Below are 14,718 nucleotides of genomic sequence, written 5' to 3' on the forward strand. Positions count from 1 at the left end.
GTTCTCCTTCTATTTAATCTTAAAAGATACATGCGTTCCAACCCCACTGCTGGGTGTATTATTAATTTTAATATAACTTTTATTACTATTCTTAAATCAAGCAAAAACATATGGTAAATCACCATGCCCACTCGCTTTTCAAAGATTTTTTAATTGTGTTGTCATCGGTCAAAAATCAGTTGCAGTTGGTGCTGCCCCTTTTTTAAGATGACCTCAACATCCTCTGGACGCATAAAATGAGAATTATGAACATACGCTGATCATTCAACTAAATATTTTATAACATCTTCCGTAACTTCTTGTACCGTTGTTATACCATTATATATTTTATTTGGAACAGGTTTTCAATCAATATTTCGTCAATCCTTAACATTAAAATCACTGCTTTCAATTGTAACATTTCAAACCGATAAAAACTTTGTTTCCTGTTCAAAGGCAAACCCCATACTATCAAGCATTGTCTTGTAACTACTATTTATAACACTTGGATCAAAAACAAGCATTGCTGTTGCCGCCTCAAATTTTAAATAGGTACTCTCATCTGCCTTCGGATTCATTTCTAAATTAAAAAAACCTTTTGGCAGCGAATTATTATTATTTCACATTTTTTTATTTTTATAGTATTCAACAATTTCTTGATAGCCTTGGTCAGTTTGCAACATTCGATTAGTACTTTCAATAAAACCTTCCAATAACTTAGTCTTATTTATTGAAACTGGATTATTTGAATAAAATAATGTTTCATTCTTAAAAATATTTAATTGACTTAAATCAACTTTAGTATTAACAGTAATTCATTTTTCATTAATATAACTGCCATAACTATTGGGGGTAATATGAATTGAAAAATAAGTAATTGGTAATAAATTACGAACAGCATTAAAATCAATCAAATAATCTTGATTAGGGATTGTTTGAGCGCCATAATAAATATCAACATTAATTTTTAAAATATTTAAAGTTTGGAAATTGCTCTGAATAATTTTAAGAACCGTTGCTCTTAAGGTTTGAAACCCGCCAAGTTCACTACCTAACATTTGATCAACTGTTCAAGTATAATTTTGAAATACTGCTGCATTAATATTATTCAAATTAAAATCAAATTGTTCTTGATATGGATCTTGACAACTTACCACTGTTCCAACATTTGTTAATAAAATATTACCTGCTAATAATTTCATTAATAATTTTTTCATATAACTCCTTTCTTATAAAGAATTAACATACATAAATAATTCATATACTTGCTGGCCAATTGTTTTGTAATAATTTAGACCTGGCTGTTCAAACACAACATCATCTAAAGTAAATTGATTTGGATATCACTTGTAATAATTATCCCTTGTTGTTGCTGGGAATCCAATTGCATTTAATGCCCGATTCAAATCATATTTTTTATCTGGATACAATTTCATTAATGTCATCATTTTATGAACAACTTCCATACCATCAATATAATTTTTATAACGAACACTATAACGCGGTCCATTAATATTTCCAAAATAAACTAAATTATCATCCCCAGATTCAAATTCACCGTTCATTTCTTTTGTGGCATAATAATCATCCCGATATAAATCAAATGATCATCGAACATAACCATTTGCTCCTAATTTATAAGCCATTAATGGTCCTCAAATTTGTTCACTATTATCAGATTGAATATAAGCCGCCGGGAAATTATTTCATGAAGTATAAATCATCGTTGAATTTCCAAAAGATTTTCGTCAAATAATATTACTTCGTAATTTATAAATATTAATGTTATTAAATTTCTCCACAATTTCACGATATTGTAAAATTATTTGATTATATTTGTTTAAAAAAATATTTTGAATATCATTTTCATCAAAGGGATTATACTTAAATCGCCAACCAGCAAAAACACTTGATTTAATAACACCATATCGATCATTTTGGGCAACATTTTTCATTGTTAATTCATTTGTTTGATCTGCTAATTCGTCAAATGATTCATATAAGCTAATTTGTTGACCATTTGGTGTTAGATATTCTGGTTTATTGCGTAGACTATTCCAATGATTGGATAAAGCTTTAATAAATTTACCATGTACAGCATTTAAATACGCATCAAAATTTTTACCTGGCAAGCCAGTTCTTGAATCTACTAAATCAACATTAAATTTCCGTTGTGGTCCTTTTTGCGCTCCATTCTTAAGATAAAAGAAACTGAATGCACCCGGTTCCATTGCGGAAAACATAAACTCAGTATACCCCAATTGCGCGGCTACTTTTAAGTACTCATCAAAAGCATTAAAATCAAACTCTCATTCTCAGTTAGGGTCATTAAGGACGGCATTTAAATCTTTACTTTTAAGATAATTTTCATACTCTTCATCTGTTCAACCTGGTTTATTTAATTTTCCAGATCATTGAATTAATTGGTAATTTCAGCCAGGACCATATAAATAAAATGTATTTGATTTTTTTAAATCTTTTAAATGGGTCAATAAATATGGTCGCATTTTAGCAGATAAATATCACGGTAAATTATTATCAAAAGGTCCTTCTTTTTCTCCTGACAAAACTGTTTCTAAACTTGCATTTTTAGAAACTTTATTATTCCCCGTGTCAATGTATTTCATTGCATTTGAAGGAAAAGATGTAGCGCTAAAACCAAATCGCTCACTTAATGGTTTATTAGAATCATCTGTTTCCAAAAGATAATTTTTAATATTAACACTAAACTTACTTGTAATGTGCTCTACCCGTTGTTCATCAAAAGTAAACTTTAGATTAACGGTGAAATTTTGAATCCCCGTTTTCGCTTGCGGTCCAACAAAAATACTAATTCAAATCGGCTGCACATCATAATTTATTTCGGCAAGTGTTTTTTCACCTAAAGCATCTGGCATATATTGAACATCAGGATAAATGTAACGGTCAGATTTCGCCGCATTTGGAAAAGCTTTAATATAAGTTAAAAAAACAGCATCACTAATAATATTTGGATCATTATTATCATTAGTAATAGATACTTCTAAATCATGATACATGGTAATATCTTTGGTATTTAATAAAATTAGTTGCGTATTAAGATGTTGATTTTTCCATGATGTTAACATTGGATTATCATTACTACATTTTAATACATCTTGTCGATTGCCATAAAAAATTGGATTACCATTTTTGTCTTCATTATAAGCACTATATGTAAATTTTGAATCACCAAAAAAAGTATGAAAATAAGGATTATCATCTGGTAATAAATTCTTATTATTACCACAGCCATATTGAAAATTAAATTGATTATCATATTGACCATGACCGCCACTACCAGAACCTCCTGCTCATAACCGGCTACAACTAACCACCATCATTACAAAGGGCGGAACTAAAACAAAAACTAATAAGATTTGAATAATTTTCTTAAATGATACTTGTTGCATTGTTTTACTCCTTTTTTACCTTAAACCCTAAATGAACTCCAGGCAAAGTACTTAAGTCTAGGGAAGTGTCTTGCGAATTAATTAATTCTAGCCAAACTCATGATCTTTTAACACCATCAGGATCAGTAAAAGTATATAAAGCATTTAAAATTGTTTCGTGTCCTAATAATGCAGGATCAGAATAACCATTTTTTCGGAATTGTAACTCAAAAGCGGTAGCAAATAAATCATAATTATACATTTTTTTAATTGCATCAATAATAAATAATTTCATATCAAAATATAACTTATCTAAGGTAGTTTCTAAAGTAACATTCTGATTTAAAATTGCATAATCAAAATTATAATCTTTAAAATCCTTACTTTGAACCTTAATAATTGGACCAGTTTGCATCGTAAAAGACTGATCCGGAATTTTAAAGAAAGACGTCTGCAAACGTTCAGGAATATATTTAAATAAAGCAGGATTTATTGTTAACAAATCATTTTGCTCAGGAGTAAACTTATCACTTAAATTCATAAAAAAGTTGACATCTTGATTAAGGACCATTTGCCCTGATTGCAATTCCATTCCTGCCGTAATATCTAACCCCATTGTTTGAAATTGTTGATTAAAATTATTAAGAATTATCTTATTACTTAGTAATTTATTTCAACTAGCAACAAGTCTAGTGATACTATCAATTGAACCACTAGAATTATCAAATTTTATAAATTCATTATTATCAAAATTTCAGATCGGACGATAATCAAATTATAAAAATTTATGGCCAATAAATGTACTTTTTTCTGTTGCAAAAATTCCAACAGTGAATCAGAAAATATAATTAGTATTGGTAAAGTCATTAAAATTAATTACTTTTGCATTATAAAAATTACTATCATCAACATGACCATAATAAATTTCCACATTTAAGTCTTTCATAATTGCTGTTCCTAAGTTATTTTGTAACCCTATCATCACATTACTATGAATTGAAGGCATCAAACCATCATCATACCCACGCAAACTATTTAACCCTCATTTATTGTTTGTCATAATTGAATCTCGTTTCAACAATGCCCCTAAATTTTTTGTTTCTTTTCATCATAATTCGGTAGAAACTAAGCTAAAACCTGTAATAACAGGAAAAATAACTACCAACAAACAAAATATTTTTTTCAAATTACTATCTCCGTTTTTTTCTTTTGGTATTTAAATTCATAAATATACAATATATTATAGTAAAAAAAGCAATTAGCCCCCAATATTTCGTTCTAAAAATTACTCGCTAAAATATTTGAATATATATGACAATGTTTTTAATAAGAATCAAAGCAAACAAGACATAATTCCAAAGAATCTTACGGGAAAAACTTGATTTTTCATAATGCTAACATAACTTTTAAACGTCGTAAATCCATCTATAAACACACTAAAATAAAAATCTAAGAAAATCTTAGATTTATATTTCATTAGCATTAATTTGTTCTTGAATACTCATATGATTAATCTTATATGTTGAAACCCAATAAGTAACTAAATAAATTCCAGCCATTAGTACAAAAGTAATTGGCAATGCAAGCCATGGGAATCCAAAGGGAATAATTATTTTAGCAATTGAAGTAAAACCATAAACTCCCAATCATAATATTAATCACATAATCGCAACTCCTAAAATTCAAGCTAAGAAAGCAAAAGGCGTAAAAATACCTAATGTTAAACTATTAATCTCCCGATTTGAATAACCTAGTGCTTTCATAACAGCAATGAATTTTAAGAATGTATTAACAAAGGATTCTGTCATAATATAGACAATAATAATTGCGGTAATAGTAGTTATTATAACAAAGATAACAGATAAAATACTTGAAATTACAGCAAGTTTTTGTATAACTTGTGCTTTAATATTTAAATAATCTGCCGCACCGATTCCTTCAGATAACTGCCCATTCATAAAATTAATCATTGAATACGAACCATCTGGTGAGGAAAGATTAAAACGTGTTGTTTGGTCAACTTGATCTTGATATTTACTAAATTTACCGTTAAATCATAGTAACGGATTATCACTACTTGTTTCATACATTTGGCTACTGCTTGTATCAAAACCAAGAATCTTATTTGCTAAAATTTGATTAACATATGCTCGTGGCTCATCATAAGAATTTTGAACTCCAATAATTTGATATTTAACATTGTTGTTAACCGTACCGATTTTTAACAAGCCCTGACGTAATGCTTCAAGATACCAATTAGTTGGAAAACCACTAACTAAATCCCCAATTCCACTAATTTCTTTATCAAATTTAGTATCAAAAGGATTAATAATATAGTAATCACCAACTTCTTTTACTACTTGTTGATCTTTTTCAGCAGGATCAGGATCTAATAATCCCGGTAAAGTTCGTCCTGTTGTTGCAGAAATTGTCGTATTTTTAAATTCATCTTTTTTAAAAGCATTAACTGGCAATTTTAGCACAAAATTTTTGACATTATAATAATCTTGCACTGCTTTATTCTGCCCGGCAAAACCGAATCGATTTTCTTTCCCAATTGTTAATTTTGTTAAATCAAGCGTAAAGGGATTAACATTTTCATCAACAAAACCATTAGGAAGTTCATAACCTCATGCTGCTTTTTGAACCGCACAATTATTTTGACCTTCACAATATTTTAATTGTTTAACATTAGTTGTCGTATTAACTATTTCGTTTAAATGCAAATTATATTTACTTTCAGCAGCTTTGTTAATAACCATAGGGATAACATCAAGTTTAACATTTAAATCTTTACTATCATCTAATCTTGTTCTAAGTGTTTGATTAGGAAAAATAATTGTTTTATTATTTGCATTGATCCCATATGTTGAAAGTCCAAAAGTCGAATCTAATATATTTGCCATATAGGTTGTATAAACATCTTCATCCTTAACATTATAAGTTGAGGTTCCAAATGTGAAGTTAAATTGTTGTTTGGCTAACTCATTTTTTAATCACATTGCTCGAATTTTACCAGGCATAATTTCATTTGTTGCATATTGCGTACAATAAGTTCAACGCTCAACAACATTTGAATCGGTTGGATAAACTGGTTTTTTCCCAAAAGCACGGGGCATTGTTGAACATAATAATGTATCAATTTGGTTCCTAATATCAACATTTTCCCCATATCGAGTATACATATCATAAAAAGTACCAATTGATAAACTAGCTCCCTTCCCAACCATAAAATTAAAAATAATCATATTATTTAATTGTTGAGCATACAAGTGGGCATTATCAGCATTAATATCGGTTTTTGTTGATAGCCACTTTTTAGTTACATTATTATATAAATAATCACTAATTAAAGAATTTTTTGCAAGCGGATATGTCGGATTAGTAGAATACCCCGGTCCATTCCAATCATACATTTCATAACGACTAAACGGAATGTTACCAATCACGTTACTATAATCATATTGATTATTATAATTTAAATTGGCATAATAATCTTTACTAAATTTATTGATCGCCGTAGGAATTAAAGTAGCAAATGTTAATGAAAGACTGGCAATAAAAAATGTCAAGGAAAATCACCCAATCTTTTTCATTGAAACTGCCATCATTACAAATCGGAATTTAGTTGTAAATTTCTTAAATGAAAATTTATTACTAATTGAATATACTAATTTTGAAGTTTTAATATTTTTATTTGGATTTAATAATTCTAACGGGCTAATAATTAACTGTCGCATCGCTGTTATTAAAATTGACAAAATACTAACAAAACCAATTATTCCAAAACAAATGACGAATGGAATTAATGAAAATGAGGAATTTGTTGGTATAACAAAATAGTTATTAAAAACACTCATAATTGGAAATTGCAATAGAATTCCAATAAGCCACCCGACCGGGACCCCAATTCCCGTTACAACAATAGCATGGGCCAAATAAGAACATGCAATTGTTAAACCACTATAACCGTTTGCTTTTAAAATTCCATTTTCAATTTTTTGTTGATTAATAATTTTTTTAATTAAAATTACTAAGGTAAAAATTAAAATAATTAAAAAAATAACTGATAAGACAATTGTAATTGTCCGATATACCCTAATTGTTATTCCTAACAAACTATGACGAAGATAGATTAATCTTGTGGCATCACGGCTTTGCAAAGGTGCCTTTTGATCAGTTGGGGAATTCAAACTTTGAAAATCAGTTGCTAAATATTTTTTGAAAGTAGCAACATCTGCCTTTTTGTCTTGACCGATATGGGTAATATATAAACTTGAATTTTCTTCAATCTCTGTATTTGCAATAATAGTTTTGCCACGATAAATATTATTAGAAACATAAATAATTCCATCAGTTGCTGGGTCAGGGAAAACATCCGTATCATAAATTGTTGGATAAATGTTTGCTGGATCACCACCAATTGCACCAACAAAAAAATTAGAATTTTCTCCAACTTTGATAGCATCTCCAACTTTTAACTTTTGACTGCTCGCAAATTGTGGTGTTATAACAACATAAACATCATTAATTTGATTTGTAGGGTCAAATGATGAATACTTCTGTATAAGTTTTAATTGATTAGTTTCTAATAATTGTTGTCAATTAATGATTTTATATTTAAGATTCGAAATTAAATCTCAATATTCATATTGCTCACGTAATTGGTATGAAAAATTAGAGACTTTTGCAACTAAAGCATAATAAGATTTGGTAAAACCATATGGTCCATATGGTTGATTTTTAAAAAGGTTATTTTTATTATTTTTATTATAAAAATCATTAACACTAAAGACAGCATTTTGAATATTATTATTATATCCAACATCAAGATTATTGCCAATAGTTGGTGAATAATAAAGACCAATTTTAATTAAGGGCTGCGATGTATCTTTTCCTAAAAAACTCAAATCCCCACTTAATCCTTTGGCAAATAATTCGCTTTCAATTTTGCCCATTTCGGGAATGCTGGCTGGATTTCCTTTTCGTAAATCAACATTTTTTTCTCATTTTATATTATTAGGATTAACAAACTTGATAACTTCTTGTCTTAATTTATCTGTGCCTGTGCTTTCCGGATCAGAAAATTTTTGATTTAAATACATAATAATTAGATTTATTGTATTTTGTGAAATATCACTACGCGTAAAATTATTCATAAATTCTTCAATTAAACTTATATTATTATGATCAAAAAGATTACCATTTTTATCATATAATTGACCAATTAAAGATTCTTGAAAAACCTGACTTTGATAATTAAAACGATATAATCCATTATTTAAAAAAACAGGGGCCTTAGAATTTAAATCTTTAAAAGAAATATTACTAATCTTATTTGTTGATGTATAAGTAAAATTAATTTCAACATTTTGATCATCTAACGGTTTTAATGCCCCATTAATGCCAAGATGGACATAAGGCAAAGTTGTTTCTTTACCATTAACATCAGTAATTAAATGATAATCATTACTGAACGCAAATCATGGGGTAATTGTTTCAACATTTTGACCGGTTTTCTTTTTGCCATCAAATCTCACCAAATAATCATAGGCAAAAGTTCCTTGCCCCATAAATGAATATGCATTCGTTAATCTTGTGTTGACAATTCATGATGAAGTTGCTAACAAGGTTAAAAGGGCAGCTAAGATTATAAAAATCGTTAACTGGGCTTTTTGCTTAAAGATGTTTTTTAATGTTTGCCAAAATAGCAACATTTCTTAACCTCCCTTTTTTGCATTTAACTATTAATAATAACGATTGTTATTATAGTATCAAGCAAAATCACTTAATAAATATGAATTTTTTGTTAAATCATCTTTAATTCCTGGATTATATAAAAACCGTGCTTGGTTATCAAATTCAACAACATAACTGTATTTAATATTCTCACTATTTTCTAAATAACTATCTCCTAAACCATCATAATCAAGTCAATCTTGGTCACTTCATGTTTGTCCTTCTGGAGCAATATTATGTCGTTTTGATGGATCTTGTTCTTGTTGAATATACGAAGGTGAATTTCCTGAAGCCGGATCACTATACCCGATTGGTTTTGTATGGCGATTTAATTTTGTTGAAGCATCCTTTGGACCATAATAATGTAACTGATATCGGACCCCTGTTATTTGCCCATTAGTTATTACTGACCCCAATTTTGTTCCATCAACACCTTGCCCTGATGCTGTGATATATCATTTTCGATCTAAAAAAATATTATCAAATCAATCATTTGCCATTGCTTGATTAATTTGGTTTGTTAATGTTCCAATATAACCATTTTGTGAATCCAAGATTTGTGCAATGAATTTATGCATTGCTTCATGATCAGGATAAGTATCATTCCCTCCGTGCGATCAAATATTAATCATGTCAAATAATGAGCCAGGTTTATATTGGCTAGTTGATTCATCAAATCCATAATTATCTAAAATAAATTTAGCATATTCACTTTTTGGATCAACAATCATCAAATCTTTATTATAACCAGCTTTATTTGGTCCTTGATTGTAAACATTATCAATTTTTTGGACATTCTGAACATTTAAATTATAATGTCCTTCATCATCGCTAGTATAGAATCAGTCTGCAAATCCAGCAACTCCTTTTAACAAATTAAATAAATCAAAACCACTTGAATTTAACATTTGCACTAATGTTCGGATTAAGGCAATAACAGTATCTTCGGCAAATAGTCCTATTAATTTTTGAAGTTGCTCAACACCATCACGAATTGTTTCCGACATTACTGTATTAAATTTTTGCACATCAAATTTTGATCCTTCTTTTGCTAAAGCTACTTTAAATCAATTCCCCAATACTGAATATCATTTTAAAAAAGCATTTGTATGATCTTTGTGTATTAAATCCAAAAATTGATCTTGTTTATTTGTAATAACCTTCATTGCTTCGGACATTACTGAACTTGATAAAATATCATATAAATTCATATCTTTAATTGTTGGATCAGGGGTACCTGGTTCCCCAGCAGAAACAGCTTGAACTTTAAGCACAGTGTTATCAATCGTATCACGATCAAATACTTTTAATAATGGACTATTTTCTGCAACTTTTCCAGTACCAGTATCAAATAATTTACTTTTAATAGAATTTAAAATTGCAAACGGTGCAGCTAAGAAAATTCCTGATGTTTGTTCACCATTAACATTATTTTGAACAAATGGTAATAATTGTGATAAAGAAGCTGAAACTGGTAATTCTAAGCCTGGTCCAAATTGACCTAATGCTGTAATTGCCTCATTAAAATATTTTAAACCAAATAAATCGTATAATGAACTTGCCTGATTTGCGACGGCCTTACCAAATTTAGTTTCATTCCCACCATCTTTATAAGAAAGTTCTGATGTTGTTGGCGGACTACTTAAAGAATTATGAAATAAGATATTTGAGGCATATGGACCCAATGATGAATCATAGTAATCACTTCAGCCCTTAGTTTTTTGAATATAAGCTTTAACTGAATCTGATTTTTGTGATAAGGTATTTGCTAAAGCACCAGTATCATATTGAGCTCATCCTAAGTTTTCATTCACTTCAAAATCAGGATAACGATTAGTTGTTGGATCCTTTCCCTTATCAGGATGACCTTGATTTTCTGCTGTATTTCATTTTGAAAAGTTTGTCATTGCAACAAGAGACGACATTAAATTATAATTATTCCCTTCCGGATTATAATCTTTCTGTTGTGCTTTTCATGGATTATAAAAAATATTGTTTAATTGTTTATATTGTTCAACATAATCCTTAATTTTAACTTCTTTGCCACTTTTTGTTTTAAAAGTTCCATTTAAATTTTTCCCAACATTATTTAAAAAATATTGTAGTGTTGGAAAGCCATATGTATTCATATTTTCATGACGGGAAGCAATTAAAATTTTTGCAATTGTACTAGTATATTTAACTTGATTTCTAATTGTTGGATCAATTTTATTAATTTCACTATCAAAATAATCATCATTTACGCCTTTTTTTCCTTTTGAACAAGCTGCCAAACTAAATGCACTTGTCAAAGTTAGCGTTGCTACTCCTAAAATAGAAAGTAATTTTTTCATTTTTTCCACTCCTTTTTCTATTAAATTATTACAACTATTAAATACTACCAAAAAAAATTAAATTATCAAAACCTGTTTATAACCATTAAGAAAAATTGTAGTATATTTAATTGTTTTATCCATTATTAAAAAATCATTTTTAATTGCTAATACAAAGAATTTTAACTCTTCTGCTTTATATTTTTTACTTTCAGTATTTACATTATTATTTTTAATTAATACAACATTGCAAATCCAAATTCAAAATAAAATAAACATAAATATGTTATTGAATATTGTTGATAATTTAATGTCTTTGGTTTTTTCAATAAATTGAAAGTTTAAGATTAAGATTAATAATAACAAAATAAAACCAAAAAATAATCGACGAAAGATTTGTTTTAATTCTCCTGTATTATTATTAATGATAATAGTTCCAATTAAGCATCCATAAGAAAGTAATCATAATATTAAATAAAATAAATTATGTTCTGCGACCATTAATGTTTCAAGAATTAGGAAAAAAATAATTGGGGCAAAAGCAAATAAAAATAAAACAGCAATAATTTTATTAAAGATTATTATAATATCAAAATATTTTGTTTTTGTACTAATAAGAAATAATACTAAAATAGAAAAAATAATATTTAATAAAACAATTGTTGATTCTGCTATCCAACGCAAATAGAAATGCATAAAGATATTAAGAACAGTCAAAATTAAAATATTACTAACAAAAGTAAAAATAAAAGCAAGAATTTCCCCTTTATTAAAACTGTTATTAATATTTTTAAGAGACTTTGCTTTTAAAAAAGTAATACGAACAAAAATACTAATACTGAAACAAACAAAAACCCAAAATGTCACTGATGAAAAAATACTATTCATTAAGTTAATAAATTTCATAAATTTATTATTAAACAAAAAATCTATTAACATTTTCATCGCCTCCATTTTTGCATATTGTAATTTTACAATAAATTAAAAAAAAGCAAAGGGGTATCCTTGCTTTATTTTAATAAAATTAAATTACTTAAGTTCAACTGAAGCACCTGCTGCAACTAATTGTCCTTTAATTTCTTCAGCTTCTTCTGTCTTTACTTTTGATTTAATTACTGCTGGTAATTTATCAACAATTGCTTTAGATTCCATTAATTCTTTTCCAGTAATTTCTTTTACTAATTTAATAATTGCAACTTTGCTTGCTCCTGGATCTGTCAAAATAATGTCAACTACTGAAAGTCCAGCTGCTGCTCCACCTTCTGCTGGTGCGGCAGCAACTGCTGCTGCCGCAACAACTCCAAAATGGTCTTCAATCGCTTTTACCAATTCATTTAATTCTGATAATTTCATGTCTTCTAATGCTTTAATAATATCATTTTTTGATAATGCCATAATATTTTCCTCCTAATAAATAATTACATTCTTATAAAATATTGAATAAATATCTTATTCACTTCTTGTATTAGCAATTTCCTTAACTGCTATTGCGAACATACGTAATGGGTATAATAAGCTTGATGCAAACATTACAAGTAATTCGTCTTTTGTTGGTAATAAAGCAATTTCAATAATTGCTTTTGTATCCAAGACTTTACCTTCATAAATTCCTGCTTTTAATTTTAAAGCTGGATGCGTTTTTGCAAATTTTGCTAAAGTTTTTGCGGCAGCCATCTGTTCTCCTGCACCAAACGCAAAAGCATTAGGACCTGTTAAAAATTGATCTAATTCTGCAAATCCTGCTTCTTTAGCAGCCAAGCTCACTAAGCTATTTTTATATACTTTAATGCTTACTTCTTCTTTTGTAAGCATTCTTCTTAGTTGTGTAAATTCAGCAACTGTTAATTTTTGATATTCAATAATAACTGCTGAATTAGCAGTTTTAAAGTTATTAGCAATTTCACTAACAACTGCTGTTTTAATTTTCATTGCTGGCTTCATTCTTCGCCTCCCTAATAATTCAATAAACAAAGGCAATTAATCCATTTGATTAATTGCCTGAAACATTATTTAAATAATATAAAAACTTCTAATTGTTCTATATATCAATAATGCCTCGGCAACATAATTAAGATTTAATAAAATCCGTTGCTGTCTCTGGTATTTTGATGACTAAGGTACAATACCAAGAATTATCATATTACACTTTCCTTTAAAAGTCAAATAAATAACTGATAAATACTTTATTTTCGGTGATTTTTTTTATAACGGTATTTATTTCATAAATATGTTCCTAAGCAAGACATTCCAACCGCCCCAGAAGTCCCTAAAAAGACATAACCTAAAACTCTCGCAACTACCATATTTTTTTCTTTAACAGCTGGAGGAGGAACGACTGGTGGTTTAAATACTTGAAAAATAAAAGAACCTTCATCATTTTTGACAATAATATTTGCATTATGATCAATTGCAATAGTCTGAACTTCTCTACCAAATAGATTAGTTTTAATAACTTGATTTGTCCCTTTTTTCAAAAAATAAACACCATCCAAAAAACTACAATAATAAACATCATCATCTTGATCAATTGCAATTGATAATATACTTTTATCTCGTAAATTAATTTCTTTTAATTCTTTTGTTTTACTTTGATAAACATAATTCCCTAAATAAACATCATCATCTTGATCAATTCCCATCGTATAAATTGATTCATTTAATTTCTTAATGAATGAACTAGTATTTTCTGATGTTGATAACGCTATTGAATAAAAATCTCGATTATTATTTGTAAAATATAAATTATTTTGATGGTCAATCGCTAAAGTATAAATAACATAATCACCCCAAGCAACTTTTTCAACTTTGGTTGTCCCAGCCATTAAACAATAAATTCCAGCAAGGGTTCCTAAATATAAATTATTCATACTATCTAAAGCAAGGGCAGTCACATCAGCATCAGCAGGGAGTCCTTCAATTTGAACAATTGAACTATCGTTTTTATAAATATAAATATCGTTATTTTCTGTTGCAAAATAAATATTATTATCAGGATCAATTGTTAAAAAAATAATTTTATCATCAATACCCTTAATTTTAATTGCTTTAGTCTCATTCTTTGTTAGAACATAAAGTCCTCGTGCTGAACCAAAATAAACTTTATCTTTGCCAAAAGTAATTGCATTACGAAAAATATTATCAAGACCTTCAATTCTTGTTTTAACATACTCTTTATTATTAAAAGGAACTGGAGCAGTACTAAGAATTCCCGTCGGAACTATTAAATTATGTGAAAAGATCGAACTTGCAATTATTATTCATTTCAATATTCTCTTCAT

At 28.3% G+C, this 14,718-nt stretch carries 11 protein-coding genes and 1 other annotated feature; all 11 genes read right to left on the reverse strand.

The features are described from left to right. Window positions 1-9: 9 nt before the first annotated feature. The gene (locus tag ACQH24_RS07640) at window positions 10-165 is read right to left on the reverse strand and encodes a hypothetical protein (RefSeq protein ID WP_425379961.1); all 156 of its coding nucleotides are present in this window, start codon (window positions 163-165) and stop codon (window positions 10-12) included. Beyond that, the gene (locus ACQH24_RS07645) at window positions 150-1,196 is read right to left on the reverse strand and encodes a hypothetical protein (protein WP_425379962.1); all 1,047 of its coding nucleotides are present in this window, start codon (window positions 1,194-1,196) and stop codon (window positions 150-152) included. Before ACQH24_RS07645 ends, ACQH24_RS07640 begins: the two co-directional genes overlap by 16 nt. 12 nt (window positions 1,197-1,208) lie before the next feature. After that, window positions 1,209-3,410 carry a DUF4091 domain-containing protein gene (locus tag ACQH24_RS07650; RefSeq protein WP_425379963.1) on the reverse strand — a complete coding sequence of 734 codons (2,202 nt, stop codon included), beginning with the start codon at window positions 3,408-3,410 and terminating at the stop codon, window positions 1,209-1,211. Between the two features lie 4 nt (window positions 3,411-3,414). Next, the gene (locus ACQH24_RS07655; protein WP_425379964.1) at window positions 3,415-4,005 is read right to left on the reverse strand and encodes a hypothetical protein; all 591 of its coding nucleotides are present in this window, start codon (window positions 4,003-4,005) and stop codon (window positions 3,415-3,417) included. A gap of 159 nt (window positions 4,006-4,164) precedes the next feature. Continuing rightward, a complete protein-coding gene (locus ACQH24_RS07660) occupies window positions 4,165-4,575 on the reverse strand; it encodes a hypothetical protein (protein WP_425379965.1) in 411 nt (136 codons plus the stop codon). 280 nt (window positions 4,576-4,855) lie between these two features. Beyond that, window positions 4,856-9,106 (reverse strand): ABC transporter permease, encoded by a 4,251-nt coding sequence (locus ACQH24_RS07665; protein WP_425379966.1) that lies wholly within the window; start codon window positions 9,104-9,106, stop codon window positions 4,856-4,858. A 30-nt stretch (window positions 9,107-9,136) separates the two neighbouring features. Further along, window positions 9,137-11,461 (reverse strand): hypothetical protein, encoded by a 2,325-nt coding sequence (locus ACQH24_RS07670; RefSeq protein WP_425379967.1) that lies wholly within the window; start codon window positions 11,459-11,461, stop codon window positions 9,137-9,139. 57 nt (window positions 11,462-11,518) lie between these two features. After that, complete coding sequence (locus ACQH24_RS07675) at window positions 11,519-12,379, reverse strand: hypothetical protein (protein ID WP_425379968.1); 861 nt, start codon at window positions 12,377-12,379, stop codon at window positions 11,519-11,521. A 90-nt stretch (window positions 12,380-12,469) separates the two neighbouring features. Beyond that, complete coding sequence (gene rplL / locus ACQH24_RS07680; protein ID WP_425379969.1) at window positions 12,470-12,835, reverse strand: 50S ribosomal protein L7/L12; 366 nt, start codon at window positions 12,833-12,835, stop codon at window positions 12,470-12,472. A gap of 54 nt (window positions 12,836-12,889) precedes the next feature. Next, complete coding sequence (rplJ, locus tag ACQH24_RS07685) at window positions 12,890-13,381, reverse strand: 50S ribosomal protein L10 (protein WP_425379970.1); 492 nt, start codon at window positions 13,379-13,381, stop codon at window positions 12,890-12,892. A 70-nt stretch (window positions 13,382-13,451) separates the two neighbouring features. Next, window positions 13,452-13,559: a sequence feature (ribosomal protein L10 leader region), on the reverse strand. Between the two features lie 64 nt (window positions 13,560-13,623). After that, window positions 13,624-14,718 carry a hypothetical protein gene (locus tag ACQH24_RS07690; protein ID WP_425379971.1) on the reverse strand — a complete coding sequence of 365 codons (1,095 nt, stop codon included), beginning with the start codon at window positions 14,716-14,718 and terminating at the stop codon, window positions 13,624-13,626.

The sequence above is a fragment of the Spiroplasma endosymbiont of Stenodema calcarata genome, assembly GCF_964031205.1.
Classification (GTDB): domain Bacteria; phylum Bacillota_I; class Bacilli_A; order Mycoplasmatales; family Mycoplasmataceae; genus Spiroplasma.